Annotated in this window: 21 protein-coding genes, 1 tRNA gene and 2 pseudogenes; 12 read left to right on the top strand and 12 right to left on the bottom strand. The window is 50.9% G+C overall.

The window, feature by feature from the left end; all coding sequences use genetic code 11:
- Positions 1 to 36 precede the first annotated feature (36 nt).
- Entirely contained in the window at positions 37 to 519 is a 483-nt protein-coding gene (locus JCM12308_RS04520) for a helix-turn-helix domain-containing protein (protein ID WP_054783075.1), read from the top strand.
- A 9-nt stretch (positions 520 to 528) separates the two neighbouring features.
- Here JCM12308_RS04520 and JCM12308_RS04515 read toward each other — a convergent pair whose 3' ends face one another.
- Positions 529 to 1,218 carry a TetR/AcrR family transcriptional regulator gene (locus JCM12308_RS04515; protein WP_054782974.1) on the bottom strand — a complete coding sequence of 230 codons (690 nt, stop codon included), beginning with the start codon at positions 1,216 to 1,218 and terminating at the stop codon, positions 529 to 531.
- 118 nt (positions 1,219 to 1,336) lie between these two features.
- Here JCM12308_RS04515 and JCM12308_RS04510 point away from each other — a divergent pair, with 118 nt between their 5' ends.
- Positions 1,337 to 2,251, top strand: coding sequence for an oxidoreductase (locus tag JCM12308_RS04510; protein WP_054782973.1), 915 nt, complete (start codon positions 1,337 to 1,339; stop codon positions 2,249 to 2,251).
- Between the two features lie 12 nt (positions 2,252 to 2,263).
- Here the strand turns inward: JCM12308_RS04510 and queG are convergent, their stop codons facing one another.
- Both queG and JCM12308_RS04500 read right to left on the bottom strand, forming a co-directional pair.
- Positions 2,264 to 3,400 carry a tRNA epoxyqueuosine(34) reductase QueG gene (gene queG, locus JCM12308_RS04505; RefSeq protein WP_054782972.1) on the bottom strand — a complete coding sequence of 379 codons (1,137 nt, stop codon included), beginning with the start codon at positions 3,398 to 3,400 and terminating at the stop codon, positions 2,264 to 2,266.
- A gap of 20 nt (positions 3,401 to 3,420) precedes the next feature.
- Positions 3,421 to 4,113 carry a glutathione S-transferase family protein gene (locus tag JCM12308_RS04500; protein ID WP_037036498.1) on the bottom strand — a complete coding sequence of 231 codons (693 nt, stop codon included), beginning with the start codon at positions 4,111 to 4,113 and terminating at the stop codon, positions 3,421 to 3,423.
- Between the two features lie 149 nt (positions 4,114 to 4,262).
- Between JCM12308_RS04500 and JCM12308_RS04495 the strand changes: the two are divergent.
- Positions 4,263 to 5,071: pseudogene (locus JCM12308_RS04495) on the top strand (undecaprenyl-diphosphate phosphatase).
- Between the two features lie 52 nt (positions 5,072 to 5,123).
- Here JCM12308_RS04495 and JCM12308_RS04490 read toward each other — a convergent pair.
- The 3 genes from JCM12308_RS04490 to JCM12308_RS04485 form a co-directional block, all read right to left on the bottom strand.
- A complete protein-coding gene (locus tag JCM12308_RS04490; protein WP_208978250.1) occupies positions 5,124 to 6,152 on the bottom strand; it encodes a DUF8038 domain-containing protein in 1,029 nt (342 codons plus the stop codon).
- On the bottom strand, positions 6,142 to 6,402 hold the full coding sequence (locus JCM12308_RS29000) for a hypothetical protein (protein ID WP_208978249.1): 261 nt from the start codon (positions 6,400 to 6,402) through the stop codon (positions 6,142 to 6,144). The genes JCM12308_RS04490 and JCM12308_RS29000 overlap by 11 nt, the downstream gene beginning before the upstream one ends.
- A gap of 190 nt (positions 6,403 to 6,592) precedes the next feature.
- Complete coding sequence (locus tag JCM12308_RS04485) at positions 6,593 to 7,579, bottom strand: complex I NDUFA9 subunit family protein (protein WP_083416871.1); 987 nt, start codon at positions 7,577 to 7,579, stop codon at positions 6,593 to 6,595.
- Positions 7,580 to 7,812: 233 nt separating this feature from the next.
- On the opposite strand from JCM12308_RS04485, the gene JCM12308_RS04480 reads away from it, so the two are divergent.
- From JCM12308_RS04480 to ptsN, 8 genes are all read left to right on the top strand, one after another.
- Positions 7,813 to 7,899, top strand: a tRNA-Leu gene (locus JCM12308_RS04480).
- A 115-nt stretch (positions 7,900 to 8,014) separates the two neighbouring features.
- Positions 8,015 to 8,635 (top strand): ribonuclease D, encoded by a 621-nt coding sequence (locus JCM12308_RS04475; RefSeq protein ID WP_008548393.1) that lies wholly within the window; start codon positions 8,015 to 8,017, stop codon positions 8,633 to 8,635.
- Between the two features lie 254 nt (positions 8,636 to 8,889).
- A complete protein-coding gene (gene lptC / locus JCM12308_RS04470) occupies positions 8,890 to 9,552 on the top strand; it encodes an LPS export ABC transporter periplasmic protein LptC (RefSeq protein WP_128647333.1) in 663 nt (220 codons plus the stop codon).
- Between the two features lie 56 nt (positions 9,553 to 9,608).
- Complete coding sequence (gene lptA, locus JCM12308_RS04465; protein WP_208608925.1) at positions 9,609 to 10,118, top strand: lipopolysaccharide transport periplasmic protein LptA; 510 nt, start codon at positions 9,609 to 9,611, stop codon at positions 10,116 to 10,118.
- A gap of 70 nt (positions 10,119 to 10,188) precedes the next feature.
- Positions 10,189 to 10,932: an LPS export ABC transporter ATP-binding protein gene (lptB, locus tag JCM12308_RS04460; RefSeq protein ID WP_235861774.1), complete on the top strand. Its 744-nt coding sequence runs from the start codon at positions 10,189 to 10,191 to the stop codon at positions 10,930 to 10,932.
- A gap of 74 nt (positions 10,933 to 11,006) precedes the next feature.
- On the top strand, positions 11,007 to 12,545 hold the full coding sequence (gene rpoN, locus JCM12308_RS04455; protein WP_054782970.1) for an RNA polymerase factor sigma-54: 1,539 nt from the start codon (positions 11,007 to 11,009) through the stop codon (positions 12,543 to 12,545).
- 218 nt (positions 12,546 to 12,763) lie between these two features.
- Complete coding sequence (hpf, locus tag JCM12308_RS04450) at positions 12,764 to 13,354, top strand: ribosome hibernation-promoting factor, HPF/YfiA family (protein WP_083416869.1); 591 nt, start codon at positions 12,764 to 12,766, stop codon at positions 13,352 to 13,354.
- A gap of 75 nt (positions 13,355 to 13,429) precedes the next feature.
- The gene (ptsN, locus tag JCM12308_RS04445; RefSeq protein ID WP_008548629.1) at positions 13,430 to 13,897 is read left to right on the top strand and encodes a PTS IIA-like nitrogen regulatory protein PtsN; all 468 of its coding nucleotides are present in this window, start codon (positions 13,430 to 13,432) and stop codon (positions 13,895 to 13,897) included.
- 168 nt (positions 13,898 to 14,065) lie between these two features.
- Here the strand turns inward: ptsN and JCM12308_RS04440 are convergent, their stop codons facing one another.
- Together JCM12308_RS04440 and JCM12308_RS04435 are read right to left on the bottom strand one after the other, a co-directional pair.
- Positions 14,066 to 14,326 carry a BQ00720 family protein gene (locus JCM12308_RS04440; RefSeq protein ID WP_008548441.1) on the bottom strand — a complete coding sequence of 87 codons (261 nt, stop codon included), beginning with the start codon at positions 14,324 to 14,326 and terminating at the stop codon, positions 14,066 to 14,068.
- A gap of 167 nt (positions 14,327 to 14,493) precedes the next feature.
- Positions 14,494 to 14,922 (bottom strand): Hsp20 family protein, encoded by a 429-nt coding sequence (locus JCM12308_RS04435; protein ID WP_008548831.1) that lies wholly within the window; start codon positions 14,920 to 14,922, stop codon positions 14,494 to 14,496.
- Positions 14,923 to 15,257: 335 nt separating this feature from the next.
- On the opposite strand from JCM12308_RS04435, the gene JCM12308_RS04430 reads away from it, so the two are divergent.
- The gene (locus JCM12308_RS04430; RefSeq protein WP_054782969.1) at positions 15,258 to 15,824 is read left to right on the top strand and encodes an MAPEG family protein; all 567 of its coding nucleotides are present in this window, start codon (positions 15,258 to 15,260) and stop codon (positions 15,822 to 15,824) included.
- A gap of 91 nt (positions 15,825 to 15,915) precedes the next feature.
- Here the strand turns inward: JCM12308_RS04430 and hutX are convergent, their stop codons facing one another.
- The 4 genes and pseudogenes from hutX to ugpE all read right to left on the bottom strand — a co-directional run bounded on the left by hutX (position 15,916) and on the right by ugpE (position 19,926).
- Positions 15,916 to 16,410: a heme utilization cystosolic carrier protein HutX gene (gene hutX / locus JCM12308_RS04425; protein ID WP_008548800.1), complete on the bottom strand. Its 495-nt coding sequence runs from the start codon at positions 16,408 to 16,410 to the stop codon at positions 15,916 to 15,918.
- A 20-nt stretch (positions 16,411 to 16,430) separates the two neighbouring features.
- Positions 16,431 to 17,780: a heme anaerobic degradation radical SAM methyltransferase ChuW/HutW gene (gene hutW, locus JCM12308_RS04420; protein WP_054782968.1), complete on the bottom strand. Its 1,350-nt coding sequence runs from the start codon at positions 17,778 to 17,780 to the stop codon at positions 16,431 to 16,433.
- A 198-nt stretch (positions 17,781 to 17,978) separates the two neighbouring features.
- On the bottom strand, positions 17,979 to 19,082 hold the full coding sequence (locus JCM12308_RS04415; RefSeq protein WP_014283556.1) for a sn-glycerol-3-phosphate import ATP-binding protein UgpC: 1,104 nt from the start codon (positions 19,080 to 19,082) through the stop codon (positions 17,979 to 17,981).
- Positions 19,083 to 19,084: 2 nt separating this feature from the next.
- Positions 19,085 to 19,926, bottom strand: a pseudogene (gene ugpE, locus JCM12308_RS04410) (sn-glycerol-3-phosphate ABC transporter permease UgpE).

Here is a 19,926-nt window from a genome sequence, read left to right as displayed (position 1 = left end):
CCAGATTGCTTCCTATTGAAAAACAGGAATTTGTCCGTGATTGTCAGAAAACTACGCATTGAAAAAGGGCTTTCTCAAGAGCAGCTCGCGCATATGGCTGGGATCAGCACACGCACATTGCAGCGCATTGAACGTGGTGCGAATGCCAGCCCTGAAACTCTGAAATGCATTGCCTCTGCTCTGGACACGGATTTTGGTGATCTCAGGAAGGACCAGAACATGCCATCAGGAACACACGGGATTTTGCCCCAACTCTCTCAAAAGGAGCAGGAAGCCATGGAGTACGTGCGGGACATCCGCTCGTTCTATATGCACCTGATCCAGTATGCCGTCATGATTTCAGCTTTGGCGGTGCTGAACCTTTTCACCTCGCCGGGGTATCTTTGGTTTCTCTGGGTCGCCGCGGGCTGGGGTATTGGTGTCGTTGGCCATGGCCTGAGCGTGTTTGAGATATTCAATCCGTTTGGTGATGACTGGGAGAAACGTCAGATCGAAAAGCGGATGAGCAGACGGCACTAACTGCCGCTGCTATTTCAGCTCAGGCACCCAGTTCTGCTCTTTTGCCAGAACACCCAGCAGGCAGAGCTCGATTGAGCCTGCCAGACTGTCCTCAAAGTTCACCTTCAGATGGCTGAGATCAGGATGTTCCAGAGCTGCCAGCGTGTTTTTTCTTTCCGCCTTCATCGGCCAAAGCCCGGCAACCACCGTGAACACGAACTGAACGGCTGTAAGCGCGCCAGTTTCGCTTAGCTTGGGTAACACAGCGCCCAATATCCCTGCCATTTTTCGGTGACGGCGCAAAAACTCCTGCTTGGCCTCAACAATGCGTTCGGTTGAGAGGTTATGTTCCAGAATAGGTGAGAGCTGACTGACCAAAAGGCAGAGGCGCGGATGATCGCAACAGACCTTTGCCCAGATGCCTGCAATAGTCTTCAAGTCTGTGTCGCCGTTCAGTGTGCCCAAAGCTTTCTGGAGGCTTGCGAGCATGTGGTCAGAATCTTCCAGCAGCAAAGCGACTAAGATTTGCTCCCGGCTTTCGTAGTAACGGTAGAGGCTGGATTTTGCGAGGCCAACTTCGCGCGCGACGGCGGAAAGACTCGTGTTTTCAATACCTTCCCTATCCATCAGTGTTCGCGTGGCGGTCAGGATCATCTTTTCGCGCTCCGCAAAATGTTCTGCGGTTCTCGCACGCTGATAAGCTTTTGTTTTTTCGCTCATATCTCTTCTCACCTTTCCGCGCACCACATAAACGACCATCAGTCGGTTATTGACTCTCCAGAAGCCTGCAAATAAGCTACCGTCGTTCTGTTATTTTGACAATCTCAGGAGAGATGCTTTGCAACAGCAGCCAAATAATAAAAACAGTCAAGACCTTGCAGGAAAAACGGCTGTGGTTACAGGCGGAAACATAGGCCTTGGTTTTCAATCCACGCTGGAACTGGCCCAGCGTGGCGCGCACGTGGTGATTGCCTGCCGATCCGTCGAGAAGGGTGAAGCCGCGATGGCACGTGTGCGCCAACAGGCCAGCTCTGCGTCGTTGGAAGTACTCCCGCTGGATCTGACTGACCGCGATAGTATTCATCAGTTTGCTCAGAGCTTTGCGGCAAAGCATCAGCGACTGGATATTCTTCTCAGCAATGCAGGTGTGGTGAACCTGAAGGAGCTGGCACGCACCAAAGAGGGTTGGGAAATGCATATGGCGACCAACCATCTGGGGCATTTTCTTTTGACCGGCCTCCTGTTTGAAACACTGCTGGCAACGCCAGACGCTCGTGTGGTGACGGTTTCCAGTGGTGCTTACAAAGCTGCTAAGATGAACTTTGATGACTTGCACTGGGAAAAGCGCCCGTATGCCCGCGTTGGCAGCTATGCGGAGAGTAAGCTTGCAAACCTGCTGTTTATGTTCGCCTTGCAGCGCAGGTTTGATGCTGCCGGCTCTTCTGCAAAATCCATGTCCGCTCATCCCGGTCTTGCGGCGACGGAGCGGCAGCAGTCTATCGGCATTGGTGGCTGGCTGTCTCGCGCGATGGCACGACCGGTCGAGTTTGGTGCCCGCCCACAGATGATGGCAGCGACAGATACAAGCCTGCCGGCCTGCTCCTTCCTGGGGCCACGCTTTGGCATTTGGGGCAATCCAAGCCCGATCAAACTTTCCGGGTTGGCAGTTGATGAGGGCGTTCAGGAGAAGCTTTGGGCTGTTTCTGAAGAGCTGACTGGCTTTCAGTATCCGCAGACAGAAAAAGCAGCCTGATTTGCGGGCACCTTAAGATGAGGTGCCCTGCTCCCATTCCGCTCTAACCACCTCACTTGGCTCATCTGCGATTACCGCTGATTTGTGCATTTCGAAGTCAGCTTCAGAGACGAGCTGAGCCAAGGCCCAAACGGCGGTTGCACGGACGGTTTCATCTTCATCTTGCAAGTGTTCCAGCACACGAGGAATAAGTTTTTCTTCTGCACTGTTGCCTGCTGCGATGAGGCAGTTGCGGATGAAGCGGTTGCGGCCAATGCGTTTGACTGGTGAACCTGAGAAGAACTTGCGGAAAGATGGATCATCCATTTGCAACAGATCTGCAAGGGCTGGTTCCATCAGATCTTCCCGCGCCTGCAGCTTGGCTTCACTGGCAGATTGGGCAAACTTGTTCCATGGGCACACGGAGAGGCAATCATCACAGCCATAGATGCGATTGCCGATAGGCTTGCGGAACTCAAGCGGAATTGGACCATGATGCTCAATGGTCAAGTAGGAGATGCAGCGGTTTGCATCCACTTGATAGGGTGCGGGAAACGCTTTGGTTGGGCAAACCGTGAGGCAACGTTTGCAGTTGCCACAGTGATCAACTTCCGGCTCATCCAGCGGCAGGTCCAGTGTAGAGAAGATTGCAGCAAGAAAGAACCAGGACCCCAGCTCCCGTGAAACGAGATTGGAGTGTTTGCCCTGCCAACCAAGCCCAGCGGAATATGCCAATGGCTTTTCCATAACCGGCGCGGTGTCGACAAACACCTTTACATCCCCGCCGCCTTTAGAAACCAATAGGCTGGCAAGTTCCTTCATCTTGCCTTTCATGATGTCGTGGTAGTCACGATTGCGGGCATAGACGGAGATATGCGCCTTGTCTGGTTTTTCCCGCATCTCCATTGGGTCAATATCTGGCCCGTAGTTCATCGCCAACATGATGACAGATCGTGCTTCCGGCCAGAGTTCAAGCGGACTGGAACGTCGAAGTTCGGTTTCCGGCATCCACTCCATGGTGGCGTGGTAACCTTGTTCGATAAAGTGGTGTAGGCGTTCGGGTGCCAGCGGGATTGCATCCGCTGTGGTGATGCGGATGTCATCAAACCCAATTGCACGCGCGCGTTTGATCAGATCTGCCTTAACGCGCGCAGCCTGTTTTTCCGTCAACTGTGTGTCTGAGTGAAGTTTTAGAAGTCGAGATCCGCGTAGGTCTTCGCTGCTGGCATGCCGAGCATCTTGTCCGTCAGAATTGGGCGGAAGCTCGGACGAGATTTCATCCGCGCGTACCAGCTCTTCACGTTTTCGTCCTCGGACCATGGAACTTCACCAAGATAGTCTGCACAGGAGAGAAGACTTGCCGCGGCCAGATCAGCGAATGTGAGCCGATCACCAGCCAGCCACTTTCGTGTGGCAGCAAGGTATCCGATGTAGCGCATGTGGTTCAGCATATTGGCACGAGCGACCCGAAGGATGCTTGAGTCTGGTTGTCCGCCACCCTGGCTATCCGGCATCTCCTGTTTGTAAATGCGTTCTTGCACGATGTAGCCAATAACCTCAGAGAGGAATTTTTGCAAAAACCAAGAGACGAGACGACGAGTTTCTGCACGTGCTTCGGGATGATCCGGTAGCAAACGGTTGTTGGGGATCGCATAGCCGCGAGTTTCGTCCAAGTATTCCATGATAACGGTGGCTCCGCACACAGCAGGGCCATCATTTTCCTTCAGAACGGGAAGTGTGCCCGCTGGGTTCATCATAAGGAAGTCATGGCGGCGTGCCCAAGGGTACTCCGTCTGGGTTTCAAACGGAGTTCCATATTCTCCGAGCGCCAAGCGAACGAAGCGCGATTCAGGAGAGAAAGGATGATGATAGAGCTTGAGCATTGTTCTGATTTATGAGCAAACCTGTAACCAAAAGGTTGCTATAGGAATGTAATTTGTCTCAAAAGAGTCTTGAGACCGTAAACCATACGAAAACACGGGGACAACCTCACCAATGACATCTGGGGAAAATTCGTGGAGACAACTGTTTAATGACAACTGATAGTATCGTCGGCGCTCTCGTGCTCGGCATCATTGAAGGCCTGACTGAATTTATTCCAGTTTCCTCAACGGGCCACCTGCTGCTAATCGGGCATTTCATCGGGTTTAAAAGTGAGGGTCGCGCCTTTGAGGTGATGATCCAGCTTGGAGCTATTGCCGCGATCCTGAGTGTCTACTTCACACGGCTCACCAGAATTGCGGTCGCACTTCCCACAAGTGCAAAAGCGCGGCATTTCACGATTGGCGTTTTGCTTGCCTTCCTGCCTGCAGCAGCGATTGGCGCACTGGCCTATGATTTCATCAAGGCTGTGTTGTTTGAAACCCCAGCCCTCGTTTGTGTCACGCTCATCTTTGGCGGCATCATTATGCTGCTGGTTGATAAAATGCCGTTGCAGGCACGCTACACCAACGTGGAAGACTATCCGCTGTCGCTTTACATCAAGATCGGCTTTGCCCAGTGCATGGCGATGATCCCGGGTGTTTCCCGCAGCGGGGCAACAATCGTTGCTTCTTTGCTGATGGGAACAGACAAGAGATCTGCAGCGGAGTTCTCATTCTTCCTTGCCATGCCAACCATGGTTGGGGCGTTTGTTTTTGACTTTCTGAAGAACAAAGATGCTTTGGGGCAGGATGACTGGACCTGATCATCATCGGGCTGGTGTCTTCCTTCATTGCGGGCTTCTTTGTGGTGCGCAGCTTGCTGGATTACGTCTCCAAACACGGCTTTGCCTTGTTTGGTTGGTGGCGCATCATTGTTGGCGGGCTTGGGCTGCTGGGCCTCATCCTGACACAGAGCTAATCAACCTAAAGCACAGATTACCTTTGAAGCGTCGCAGCCATGCGGCGCTTTTTTATTTCAGGTCAGAGGCCGGGGTGTGCTTGAAGCTAAATCCCTGATCAAGCCATCCTTGGAACCGGCTTTGCGTGTCAGGGTCACTCAATTCGTAATGGGTCACCAAACCAACCTTTGGTATATTTTGACCTTTAGCAAGTAATGCCAAGTCCAAGGTCTGGCAGTTCGCGTGATAAATTTCCAAAGTGTTTTTGTCAGTTTTTTGCAGATACGCAGTATGTGAAATCTGACCTGTTGCATCATCAACGAAGTTAAGAATGCCAGATTCCTCTATCTTGGAATGATCAAACTTCTTTTCTACCGTTTCCGCAGTTACTCCCATAAGCTTCTTAAAACCGGCAGGGTACCCGTTGACCTTCTTCTCTTTGATGAGACTTTGGCGCATAAACTCTGGAAGGTTTCCCTCAATAACACCAACTTTCATGGCTGCATTGTAGCAAACTTGTGGCTGCCAGCTTTCCTTTTTCTTGCTATAGTCAGACGTTAAGCCTTCGTGTAGTTTTTCATCCGATAACCGCTTTGCTGCAGGCTTAGTAGACACAGCGTCTTCCAACTTATCCACTTCCTGCCTTAGTCGCTGCAGATTCTTAGTCCCTGCCTTCAACACCTGTTGCAAAAGATCAATTTTCTTTTGACGAATGCAAGAGTCAGCATTGTTCAAATCCTTACCAAGGGCTTCGCAAACAGCGACGAACTTATTTAGTTTCTTTGCTGCCGCTTTACTAAAATAGCATCGCCGTACAAAATCTTCTCGCCGATCTGCAAGGACTGCCCATTCATCTCTCACACCTACAACCTCCGAGCTTAACTCTTGCAGGATTCGTTCTCCGTCATTAATCAGATTAGAGAATTCAGAAATGCATCTTTGAAGAATATTCATAGCAGAAGCCATAGTTTCTTCATTTCTGTCATGGATTGCAGCGACGACAGTTTTCAGAGAAGACTGAATGGCCTTGTCGATTTTTTTGTAATTCGAACTCAAACTCTTATCATTTTTGACCACTTCACTTTTTGAGTTAAAGTTCATCAATCTGATCTTCTAGCCTCTCAAATCCGGGTGGATAAGTAACTTCGAGTTCTCCACTTCCTTCCTGCGTAACCTCTCCGCCCTCAGTTGGGGCTTCGCTGCCTACATTAATGTGCAGGAGTTTGAACATTTCCTCCGTCCATTGATGCTCTTCCGGCGTCAATTCAAAAATTGGCAAGTCAATCAAAGGCATGGTCTCATTCCAATCTTGAAGGCTCAGCTTCCACGGGGACGCCTCATTATCGAGCATTATGCGTTACTCTTATGAAGGCAGGCGGGCTTTTAAAACTGGTGGTGAACATATGCTTATGCAAAGCAACTGAGCTTAGATCAAACTTGAACGAGCTTTTCCGACAATCCGTTTCGCCGGATTGCAAAGGAGCTATAATTACAAAAAACCCCGCCAAAAGCGGGGCTTTGTCTCTCAAAACGCGAAGAAATTATGACTTCGCTGCGTTTTGGGAATCGTATTGTCCGCGCGGGCGGAACTTATCGAGGTAAGTTGGCAGGATTGCTTCCATTGAATGCGGCTCGATGCCCAGTCCCTCAAATGTCCGCTTTTCAGCCTGAGCTTCCTTGCTCACCACGTTGTCGCTCTTGAGCAAGTTTACCTGATCGACAGTCAGCATTGGCTTAGGCAGCATCTGCAGGAACTTAGCCTGAATGCGAGCCATCAAGAATGGTAGAGAAACCAGCATACGCTTGCGGAGAATGACATTCATCATCAGCTGCAAACATTCTTTAAAGGTCGCAACCTGCGGTCCGCCGAGCTCGTAGATTTTGCCGGTTTCAACCTTGTTTTCAGCGGCATTTGCAATAGCAAGTGCAACATCACCAACATAGACTGGCTGGAACCTGGTGTGACCACCACCGATGAGCGGCAGAGCCGGGAAGAGCTGAGCCATGCTGCCGAAGCGGTTGAAGAAATCATCTTCAGGACCGAATACGATGGATGGGCGGAAGATCACTGCGTTTGGCATCGCTTCCAGAACAGCTTTTTCACCAGCAGCTTTGGTTTTTGCGTAAACAGCCGGGCTGTTTTCATCTGCGCCAATTGCAGAAACATGCACAAATGTGTCGATGCCCTGCTCTTTACAGACTTCAGCAACAACACCAGGGCCTTTTGCCTGCACGCTATCAAACTTCTGGGCGCCAGTTTCGTAAAGAATACCCACAAGGTTGATGACTGCACATGCGCCTTCCACAGCACGCTCTACAGATTTTTTGTTTCGCACGCTTGCTGCCACAGGCATGATCTGGCCCACAGCCCCCAGCGGCTGCAAATGCTCTGCAAGTTCAGGACGACGCACAGCTGCGCGGATGCTGTATCCACGTTCTGCTAAGATCCTGATGACGTGACGACCAATAAATCCTGACCCGCCGAAAACGGTTATAAGTTTCCCGTTAAGCGCTTGCGCCATTTTCATCCACCTTTGCCAAATTTTTGCAGGTACGCGTATTAGTGCGCATAACCCTCAAAAAAGCTATAATTCATGGGACGTTAATACGCCCAAGGTTTGGGGTTGTGAAGGCGCTCTGTGGAGAAATTAAAACTCTTTGCAAATGTGTGATTGACAATCCCCGTCCAGATCACTAGAACCCCTCCTCACAGAGCGGCGCTGCCAAGCAGCAACCCTCTGAAAGAAAAAGATGAATATGTGCCCAGATGGCGGAATTGGTAGACGCGCTAGCTTCAGGTGCTAGTGCCCGCATGGGCGTGGAGGTTCGAGTCCTCTTCTGGGCACCATCTTTTCTTCACAAAGCTCTCCCTAAAAATTGCAGAGTAACTTGACCGGTTGGTGTAGACGCGACAAAACACGTCTCATATACCAAACCGCGCGTATACTTCTTCGAGAGCAACAATGACAATCAGATATCACAAAAACGATCTTCCAGACCTTTCCAACTACTCCTCTGCGGATGCAGTTGCAGTGGACACTGAAACTTTAGGTCTGAACCCACACCGTGATCGGTTGTGTGTTGTACAGCTTTCTTCCGGTGATGGTTCTGCTGATGTTGTGCAGATTGAACGCGGCCAGCTGGCTGCTCCTAACCTGCAAGCGCTGTTTGAAGATGCAAGCAAGCCAAAGATTTTTCACTTTGCCCGCTTTGATGTTGCCATATTGAAAGAGTATCTGGACATTTCCGTTTCGCCGGTCTGGTGCACTAAAATTGCGTCCAAGCTTGTGCGCACTTATACGGATCGTCACGGACTTAAAGATATTTGCCGCGAGTTGATTGGTGTTGACCTTTCCAAGCAGCAGCAAAGCTCTGATTGGGCAGCTGAAAAACTGACAGATGCACAGCTTGCCTATGCTGCATCAGATGTTCTTCATCTTCATAAGCTTAAAGAGCGTCTTGAATTTATGCTTGAGCGTGAAGAACGCACAGAGATTGCACAGAAGTGCTTCGATTTTCTGCCGACACGTGCGCAGCTTGACCTTGCAGGATGGCCCGAAACTGACATTTTCGCACATTCTTAAGCGAAAACTCGAGTTTTCTACCAGTATTTGCGGTTTATTGTACTTCAACATTTGTAATTTGTTGAAGCACCCCCATTTAGGCAGCTAGTGTGTGCTTACCGCTTCCTTTTCAGGTTTTACCTGAAAATTTGCGTATCAACGGAAGCGGTTTGTGCCTTTAAGATACTGGTTACTCACTGTGAGACAGACCGGAAAATGGCAACCGGATTGCGATCCCCCATGTGTATCGCTTCCAGAATGTTCCAGGACTACGAATGACAACAATGGAGAACATGCCAAAAGAGTTTGCGAGTGAAGCGCAAACACGGCTGGAGAAAGCGCGTAAAGCTGCGCGTCGACATTCCATTCTTGTTCGTTTGCTCCGGTTTGCACTTCCAGCCGGCGGATTGCTGATCGCTGCCGGCGTGATTGCCATGGTCGTTTTCCAGAATATTCTTGCCGGACTGAGCATCGGGGATATCAGCCTGACCACTGAAGGGCTTGTGATGTCCAACCCGCACCTGTCGGGTAACGATGGTGATCGTTCATACAACGTTCAGGCAGACCGGGCTATTCAGCGCATTACGAACCCGCAAGTGATTGATTTGGAGAATATTGTGGCCGAGATCACAATAGCTCCCGGGGAAACTGTTAGTATCACCTCCCGAAACGGGACGTTTGATACCGAGATGGAAACCCTGAATCTGACCAACGGGATCACGGTCGCATACAGCAAAGGTTATTCCGCAGAATTTGAGTATCTCGATATCGATATGAAGACAGGTACAATCCAGACCAACGATACAGTTGATGTCACATCTGAAGGTGGCTATATCGATGCTGGATCTATGGAATTTGATCAGAAAAACAATGTTTTGAATTTTCGCCGGGGCGTAAAGATGAAGCTTCTGCCCTGGGCACTGGAGAACGGTCAATGATTAACCGGATGAGGATATTCTCTCTATCTTGTATTATGGCACTCGGGCTGGCTGGAATGGCCCATGCGCAAACGTTCTCCGATTCATTTGCAGGTTTCGGTTCTGACAATAAAGAACCTATCGAGATTGAAGCTGCTAACCTTCAGGTTCGTGACAAAGACAAAAGCGCTATTTTCAGCGGCAATGTTGTCGTCACCCAGGGTGAAGCGAAGTTGGAAGCTCAGCGTTTGATCGTGTTTTACAGCGGCTCTATGGCCAATGGCAACGCAGACGGACAGCCTGTTCAGCAGTCTATCTCCCGCCTTGAAGCTAAAGGCGATGTGCTTGTTTCCTCCAAGGATCAGGTTGCCACTGGTGATGATGCCAGCTTTGACATGGAAAAGCAGGTCGTTGTAATGACCGGCAAGCGCGTGACCCTGAGCCAGGGACCGAACGTGATTGTGGGCAAGCGCCTTGTGATCAATCTGGAAACTGGCAAAGCAAATCTGGATTCCAGTGGAACCGGTAGCAACACCGGTCGTGTGCGGATGCTTTTGCAGCCAAACAGCCTTGAAAATAAGAACTAAAGCAAAATAGGCCACGCCCTTGAGTGCACACCCAATTGATCCTCAGATCCCAACGCATCAGCCAGAAGGCATCAAGTATGCTGATCCTTCCGAAGCGGTGCTGGAAGTTGATGGCATCGGTAAGAGTTATGGACGTCGTCAGGTTGTAAAACACGTTAGCCTGAATGTGCGTCGCGGCGAAGCTGTTGGACTGCTGGGACCAAACGGTGCTGGTAAGACCACCTGCTTTTACATGATCACAGGCCTTATCCGCCCGGATCACGGCGCTATTCGTCTCGATAACTTCGATATGACACAGCTGCCGATGTATCGTCGTGCACGATTGGGCGTTGGCTATCTTCCTCAGGAAGCTTCTATTTTCCGCGGACTGTCTGTTGAAGACAACATTCGTGCTGTGCTGGAAGTGGTGGAGCCGAACAAGAAGCGCCGCGAAGAGGATCTGGATTCTCTGCTGACTGAGTTTGGTGTTACGCACCTGCGCAAATCACCAAGTATCGCGCTCAGTGGTGGTGAACGTCGCCGCGTGGAGATTGCGCGTGCGCTTGCCTCTCGTCCTTCCTTTATGCTGCTTGATGAGCCATTTGCGGGTATTGACCCGATTGCTGTGGGCGACATCCAGCAGCTTGTGCGCCACCTGACACAGCGTGGCATTGGTGTCCTCATCACAGACCATAATGTGCGTGAAACACTTGGCCTGATTGACCGCGCTTACATTATCGCGGCGGGTGAAGTTCTGACGGAAGGCAAACCGCATCAGATCGTTGCAGATCCGGATGTAAGGCGTTTGTATCTCGGGGAACAGTTCACTCTTTGATTTCCAACCTATGCCGAATTGCGTAGAAGAGTGTTGCAAGTTAGCTTGCGACACTTGGAGGATGAAATAACTCTATGGCAATCGGTCCAAAATTAGAATTCAGACAAAGCCAACAGCTTGTCATGACGCCGCAACTGATGCAGGCGATCAAGCTGTTGCAGCTGTCGAATGTGGACCTCATTGCACATATCAATAGTGAGTTGGAAAGTAACCCGTTTTTGGAACGGGATGACAGCCCGGATGGAGCTGGTCCAACTACTGAAACCTCCACCCCTGAAAGCTCTTCTGATAACGAGGCTGGTTCTGCTGAAATGCAGGAAGGTGATTGGCTCAACAATGAGCTTGAGACAACACCTGAAGCCATTTCAAGCAATCTGGACTCCGAGCTCTCAAACGTCTTTCCTGATGACAATGGCGAGAGCCAGTCCGTTGATCCTGTGCAGCAGAAGGCCGACAACTGGCAGGCACCTAGCCACAATGCATCCTCAGGCGCTTCTGACTACAATCTGGAAGCCTTTGTTGCTGCAGAAGTTTCGCTCAGTGAGCACTTACAGGAGCAGCTGGGTTTTGCTGTTTCCAACCCTACTGACATTCTGATTGCGCAACAGCTTATCGATTGCCTTGATGAGAGCGGATATCTGCGCATTGATGCTGATGAAATGTCTGCGCGTCTGGGTGTGACTGAGCAAGATCTGGAACGGGTTATTCTTGCACTGCAGGGTCTTGATCCTGTTGGGGTATTTGCACGCGACCTTTCTGAGTGTCTGAAACTGCAGCTCAAAGAAAAAGACCGGTATGATCCTGCCATGCAGGCTCTGGTCGAGAACATCGAGTTGCTGGCACTACATGATCTGACAAAGCTGAAGCGGCTTTGTAGGGTAGATGATGAGGATCTCAAGGACATGATCCTTGAGATTAAAGAGCTCAATCCCAAACCCGGTGCAGCGTTCAACACTGAAGTTGCACAGCCAATTGTTCCTGATGCGTTTGTTCGCCCCGCTTCTGATGGCGGCTGGACTGTTGAGCTTAACACTGAAAGTTTGCCGAAGGTTCTGGTGAACCAGAGTTATTACTCCGAGATCTCCCAGAGCTCCAAGAAGGATAAGGAGCTGGCATACTTCACGGATAGCCTGCAGACCGCGAACTGGCTTGTGAAGAGCCTGGATCAGCGCGCACGGACAATCCTGAAGGTCTCTTCGGAAATTGTGCGGCAGCAGGATGGTTTTCTCACTTATGGTGTACAACATCTGCGTCCGATGAATCTGCGTGTGGTCGCAGACGCCATTGGTATGCATGAATCCACTGTGAGCCGTGTGACCTCCAATAAATACATCGCCACACCGCGCGGAATTTTTGAGCTTAAGTACTTCTTTTCTGCCGCAATTGCGTCTTCTGAAGGTGGTGAATCGCACTCAGCGGAATCAGTACGCTACCGGATAAAGCAGCTGATTGATGCCGAAGATCCTAAGAAGATTCTCTCAGATGACGCTCTTGTGAAAATTCTGAAAGATGACGGTGTGGATATAGCGCGACGAACTGTAGCTAAGTATCGGGAAGCATTAAGGATTCCCAGCTCCGTGCAGCGACGCAGAGAAAAGAAAAGCCTCACCTAAACCACTGATATTTCTCATAGTTTCAAAGAGAGATAATAGGGTCTGTATCGGTTAATAACCTCTATAGGATGTTTTTCTGTTCTCATAGATTTTTCTAAGAACTCGAAAACAGTAGCACTTTAAACTTAGCTGGTCCAAACTACATGTGTTGAAGGGTTCTTTGCTCTTTAGCTGAAGAACCTGTCAGCGATTAAGTCGACACAACATAAGAGGTTCCCATGACAATTAGAATTTCGGGGAGGAACGTGGACATTGGTGATGCAACCAGAACTCACGTTGAAGACCGGATTTCCGATGCACTGGATAAATATTTCCCAGGCGCATATACGGGTCATGTGACAATCGCGCGCGAAGGCTCTGGCTTCCGTTCCGAATGCACAGTCCACCTCAGTACAGGTGTGGTGCTTCAGGTTTCGGGTGATAGCCAGGATCCACGCCAAAGTTTCGACAAAGCAGCCGAACGCATTGAGAAAAGGCTAAGGCGCTATAACAGAAAGTTAAACGACCACCACACAAATGGTCTCCCTGCAGAGTGGGAAACGTACGGTGCAACATCGTATGTTCTTGCTGATCCTGAGCAGGAAGAAGAGGTACCCGCCGATTACAGCCCACTTGTGGTTGCAGAAACCGAAGCGAAGGTGAAAACACTGACTGTTGGTATGGCAGTTATGGAGCTAGATTTAAGTGAAGCTCCCGTTGTAGTGTTCCGCAACGCTGGTAATGGTGAGGTAAATGTCGTATTCCGTCGTCACGATGGAAACGTTGGCTGGATTGATCCAAATCTTTCCAACGGGGCTGCCCCTAACTAATAATCATGGTCATCGTGACCCTGTACAAAGCCGGTGTTAACCGGCTTTGTATTTTGCATGAACACGGATCAAGGAATGGATCTGAACGAACTTCTTCGTCCTGAAGCTGTCATTGCCAATCTCAAGGCAAACAGCAAGAAACAAGCCCTGCAGGAACTTGCAGAACGGGCCTCTGAGATTTGCGGAGAAACTGAGCGCGATATCTTTGATACGCTGCTGCAACGCGAACGTCTCGGCTCTACAGGTGTCGGAAACGGCATTGCAATTCCGCATGGAAAAATCGTGAACCTGGACGGGTTGCACGGTTTGTTTGCGCGACTGGACAAACCGATCGAGTTCGACAGCTTGGATGACCAGCCTGTTGATCTGATCTTTGTATTGCTGGCACCAGAAGGCGCTGGAGCGGACCATCTGAAAGCTCTGGCACGTGTTGCGCGACTTCTGAGAGATGCTGATGTTGCGAGCAAGCTGCGCGCGACCACAGATGCTGCTGCAATTTACTCTATTCTGACCCACCCACAGGCTTCGCCAAGCGCAGCTTGAGGCCGGTTGGCTCATAAAAACAGAAAAGCCTGGATCGGACGCATTCCAATCCAGGCTTTTTCTTTGCCTAATTCACTGGTTTTGAAGAGTATTTCTATGCGCCGCAGCAGCTTTTCTGCGCGTATACCTCTCTTTTAACCTCACCCTTCGGTGAGTGCAGGAACAGGGTTAGTGGACGCTCAGAGCTTCCAGATCGTTCTCAATCGCGTTTGCAATTGCAGCGTTGCGGGTGTCTGTCAGAACCAGCGGTGTTCCATCAGCAGCGAGTAGTGCCCATGCTGGCAAATCAGCATCCTGCAGCTCAGCATCCGGGAACATCTTCTTAAGGTCATTTGGAGAAACGCGCCTTACATAAGCGACTTCACCAGCTCCAAGTTCTTCAAAATTTTCGTACGGGTCGTCGGCCAGCACAGAAGGGGCGCGTGTCATCGCCTTCTCCTTGGAAGTTATCAGAGCATGTCACGGTCTTTTGCAATCACATGTCAGGCTCTAAGTCTTTATTTTATCACGCATCTTTACCCGAAAGCTGAGAGGTCAGATTTCAGCGATACGCTTCAATATTCAGATCAGCGCGAAGGTAGGAATGTTCCTTTACCTCAGTCCCCCGCCGAGATTTCAATTCGGCGAACGATGCGCTCTGGCTCTGGACGAGCAAGATCAATAGACAACAGACCATCACGCAGGTCTGCCCCCAAAATCTCAATGCCCTCAGCCAAAACAAAAGCGCGTTGGAACTGACGTGCAGCTATACCCCTGTGAAGGTATTGGCGAGTTTTGTCTTCTTGTTGGCGACCACGAATTACCAGTTGGCTTTCCTCAACAGAAACATCCAGTTGGTCACGTGTGAAACCCGCTACGGCGAGCGTAATGCGGATAACTTCACCTTTTTCGTCGGTGGCAGCTAAGCGTTCGATATTGTAGGGCGGATAGCCATCGTTGGCTGCTTTGCTCACCCTATCCAATACACGCTCGATATCGTCGAAACCCAACATAAATGGGCTCGAAAACGCAGATACTCGCGTCATAATCCAAGTCCTTCTTCAAAGCGACCCAGCTCCAGACCCTCAATAGGCATCCGGTGGGAGGGCATCTCGCCCTCGGTCTTTCCTCTGGAATATGGCGGTTAGCGGCGAAGGTTTCAAGTTAACTTAATGATACTCAATTAATTCTCTCGGGTACTGACAAGTTTTGCAGACCTCAAAACAAGCAGGGGTGGTAAACCCGCAGAATTTTCAACAGTCCCCCATTACAGTCCAGCTCATTACCACATGTTGGGAATGACAGGTTTACGGTTTCCCTCAAAAATCGTAGCGTTTACCCTAGGGTAACTTTCAGGGAATGCGCTAGGGGGAGCGGTACTATGGACATTGCTGAGGTGAATAACTCGCGAGCAACGTTGATGGTGAAAGCCTATCCCTTTTCATTGGTCGGTTTCAGTTTGCTCATCAATCTACTCGTTTTTGGCGTTGAGCCGCTTGTCATTGCGCTGCCCTCCCCTGAAGTCGTTGATGCAGTGATCATTGCTGCGGTGCTGCTTCTCGGTAATCACAGTTGGCTGATGACTATGACCGAACTTACGCGAGCCAAGCATGATCTGGCGGCGACACCTGAAGAGTGGGAGGAGAAAGGTGGGCGTCCTCAGTCTATTGCTCAGGAAGCTCGTGATGCGTTGGAGCGGCGGCACAATGCGCATCGAAACACGACCGAGAACTCCATCTACTTCGCGCTTCTGGCTGTAATTATTGCAGTGGTTTCACCAGTCGCGCTGATGGCACAGGTCTGGATTATTGGCTTTGCAGTTTCACGCCTTGGCTACACCTACAGCTATCTTTCAGCACAAACCGGATTGCGCGGCCTGTTCATGAGCCTGAGTTTGCTGTGCTTGTATGGAATGGCGAGTTATCTGATTGTCGCAATGTTTGTGTAAACAGAAAAGCCGGAGCGATGCCCCGGCTTCTGTTTTTCATAGGCTCACAGTGAGAGAGGTCGTGGACCTATGATTTGGATGTCTCGCAGGTTCACCAGCTCGCGAGTTCATCGAATTTTTCAAGCTGATCTTCTTTGATCTGACCTTCCTCATCACGGCCAAGGAAGATCTTCAGGTAGCAATCGCCATCTGCATTCAGGAAGTTGATGGATACTGCCAGCTTGGAGAAGAATGGGCGCTTTAGGAACAGGATGGAATGGCACGCATCGGCTTTGATGTGACCAGAGAATCCACCTTCTGTCTGCTTGAGATTATAGAAACCACGCGCGTAAGAACCTTCCGGGAATGGCCCCTTCACTTCGAAGATCATGTCGCCAGTGTTTGCGATGCTGGTGACGTTGCCCCATGATGGGATCGCTTTGATCACCTCATCAAAACGCTCACCAGAATGCTCACGCCACATTTCTTCCGGCAGGCAACGGATTGTGTCAGCCATTGAGAGACCATGCTCCTTGGCAATGCTCTCCAGAATGCCAGCTGGGTTTTCTGCAAGTTTCTCTTTCAGCTCTGTGATTTGTGCGGTCATGCTGTCTCTTCTTGATGGTTTCAGGTTACTGGCTGCAAGCTGGCGGAGTGCAACTTAAAAGCAGCCTTGAGATAAGTGAGAAGGGTCTGGTGCCAGAAACGGCCTGCCGTTGTGAGCGAGATGATCTCCTCACCCGCAATCAGGCCCGTGCTGCGCCAGTTGCTCAACAGTGGGTCGATTGAACTACGGAATCCGTTAGCTTTGGGATCTGCACGCTCCAGACGAGCAAAGTCGAGGCGCATCTCCTCAATGCCGGCTGCCAGGAAATTGAGGGGAGAAGACAATGGGTCGGTTCTGTGTAACCGCGACAGAGGCTTCTCCCCATCCTCCAGACACCTCATGTAGTCCACGATTCCTCCATGGATGCCGTAGGAATAACCATTGATGTTTCCACCTGCCCCAGATCCAAAGGCCAGACAGTCTGCGCCGGACTTAATTAGCGTGTTGTAAAGATTACGCTCGCGGGTTTGTCGGCCCCAGTGACTGGAAGAGATCTGTTTCCAGCCATACTGACGCATGTACTCCAATCCCTCGCCATACATACCTCCTTGTTGCGGAAGCGGCGCTGCGGGGTCGCAGGAGCCTTTTGCGATAGCTTTTGAGAGGAGACTGCCGGGAAACACGGCGAGCGTGTAAAGATCGACGCCATCGAGCTCCAGATCCACCACGGTTTTGAGATCCTGCCGCCAGACGTCTTCGCTTTGATACGGCAGACCCAATATCAGATCACAAACGATAGCAGCGCGATTTCTATCTCGGAGCCCCTCAAAGAAGCGAATGGCTTCTTCACCGGTTGCTTTGCGCCCCTGCCGTTTGCGGACCTTGGTGTTGAAGGACTGGACACCGGTTGAAAAGCGGTTCGCTCCGGCATCCAGACAGGCATCAATCTTTTCATCATCAAAATGGAAGATGCGGCCTTCGACAGTGATCTCGCAATCAGCTGAGAGCGGATATAGCTCGCGGATGCGACGGATGACGCGGGCAAGGTCGTTTGCGTGAAGCGCTGTTGGAGTTCCTCCGCCAAAATAGACTGCATTGATTGGTGCACTTTGGGAAGCAGGGGAGGACGCTTCCAGCTCCAGCTCTTTGATCAACGCATCGGCATAAGGAGCGGAGTGCTCTTCTTGCCACTTGTTGCGATAGAAGCCGCAGAACAGGCAATGATTGGCGCAGAATGGCACATGCAAGTACATGACCGCCATGCCTGAACGACTGGAGCGCTGGATTTCGTGCCAGACTTGCTGTTGAGCATCTTCAGCAACGGCTTCTCCGGCTGATCCGGGCATATGTGCACCCCGTCGCTGGAAAGCGTAACGGAGGGGATCATCTGTTTCCTGAGCGAAGAATTGCTCCAGCGCTGCTGCTTGCATCGGTCAACCTAGTTTTGAATTCGTGGTTGGCTTGCTGGCGCTGGCTAAATATGAGTATTTACATCAAGTTTAAATCTTAGGAAGGGCTGATTGCGTAGCTGCGATAAAATGGCACAGCTTTTGGACTGCATCCGTGCACAGTTCCAACAAAAAAGGCCCGGCAATGCCGGGCCCTCTAAAGCTTTGTCAGAGCAGGCTTTAAGCTGCTTCGAGTGCGCCCTGCACTTCAATACGCTTGCCGGTTTTGGTGTCAAACGTATGCAGTTTCTCAGGCTTTGCAGTCACTTTCAGGATCTGGCCTGGTTCGAAGTGCAGCTTGCCAGGCGCGCGCACAACAACGTCTACGCTGCCTTCACCAATAGTGCCGTGAACATAACTCTCAGCACCAACAGGCTCCACGACATTTACGGTCAGAGCGGTGTGAAGGCCGGTGTCGAACTTCTCGCTGAGCTCTTCGATCACCAGATCTTCCGGACGGACGCCGAGGATCAGGTCAGACAGATCGGTGTTTAGCTTCACGTCAACAGTTGCGCCGTTGTCGAGTTTCCAGTCGCTGCCCTGTTTGGTCAGTGGCAGCAGGTTCATTGCTGGAGAACCGATGAAGGTTGCAACGAAGGTGGATGCTGGCTTCTCATAGACGTCGATCGGAGAACCGATCTGCTCTACTTCACCACCGCTGAGAACAACCAGGCGGTCTGCCAGTGTCATCGCTTCCAGCTGATCGTGGGTCACGTAAAGGCTGGTGGTGCCCAGTTCTTTCTGAAGCTTCTTAATCTCCATGCGCATCTGCACACGCAGTTTTGCATCAAGGTTGGATAGAGGCTCATCGAACAGGAACGCAGCAGGTTCGCGAACGATCGCACGACCCATTGCAACACGCTGACGCTGACCACCGGACAGCTGACGTGGCTTACGGTCGAGGAAGTCGCCGATCTCAAGGATCTCAGCAGCTTTGCGAACACGCTTTTCGATCTCATCCTTAGGGATGTTGCGGTTCTTCAAGCCGTACGCGAGGTTGTTGTAAACACTCATGTGCGGGTAGAGCGCGTAGTTCTGGAACACCATTGCGATGTCACGGTCTGCTGGCTCTACGTTGTTTACAAGGCGGTCGCCGATGAACAGCTCACCGTCGGTGATGGTTTCGAGACCAGCCACCATGCGCAGCAGAGTAGACTTACCGCAACCGGAAGGGCCGACGAGAACAATGAACTCACCATCCTGAATGTCGATGGAGATGCCTTTAACCGCTTCTACGTTGCCCGCGTAGATCTTGCGAAGGGTGTTAAGTTTAATGCCTGCCATTTTTATTTCTCGCTTTCCACGAGCCCTTTTACAAACCAAGACTGGAAGATCACCACGATGAGAACCGGTGGAAGCATTGCGAGAACCGCAAGCGCCATTGCCTGGTTCGTATCCGGGATCTGAGCACCAATCCACACCTGAAGAATCTGCTTCATACCACGCACCAGCGTGAAGAGGCTTTCATCTGTGGTGATGAGTGTTGGCCAGAGGTATTGGTTCCAACCGAAAACAAACATGATGATGAAGATTGCAGCAATCATGGTTTTGGAGAGTGGAACAAGAATGTCGATGAAGAACTTCAGCGGTCCTGCACCATCGATACGCGCTGCTTCAACCAGTTCATCCGGTACGGACTTGAAGAACTGACGGAAGTAGAAAGTGCCTGTTGCAGACGCAATCAGCGGAACGATCAAACCGGTGTAGGTGTTCGCCATGCCCAGTCCCTGCACGATCTCGTAGGATGGCAGAATACGCACTTCCAGAGGAAGCAGGAGCGTGGAGAAGATGATCCAGAAGAAGAACGTTCCAAGTGGGAAGCGGAAGTACACGATCGCGTAAGCCGCCAACATGGAAATTACGATCTTACCAATGGCGAAGCCAAGGCCGAGGATCAAGGAGTTCCACAGCATGGTCAGGCCAGTCACGGACTTCGTGAAACCACCAGCTTCAGTCAGAACCTGCTTATAGGTGTCTGTGAAGTGACCGCCCGGGGTCAACTGTAGACCATGCTTGTAAATGGACACCGCATCATACTGGAGGTCATGAGAGCGTAAACGACTGGCACCAGCATAAAGAGAGCGCCGAGGACGAGGATCGTATGATCCCAAAACTGTGAGCGTTTCAT

Origin of the sequence: Pseudovibrio denitrificans JCM 12308 (assembly GCF_001310815.1) — a bacterium.
GTDB lineage: Bacteria > Pseudomonadota > Alphaproteobacteria > Rhizobiales > Stappiaceae > Pseudovibrio > Pseudovibrio denitrificans.
Note: the sequence above shows the minus strand (reverse complement) of the source record. Positions and strands in the feature narration are given on the sequence as shown.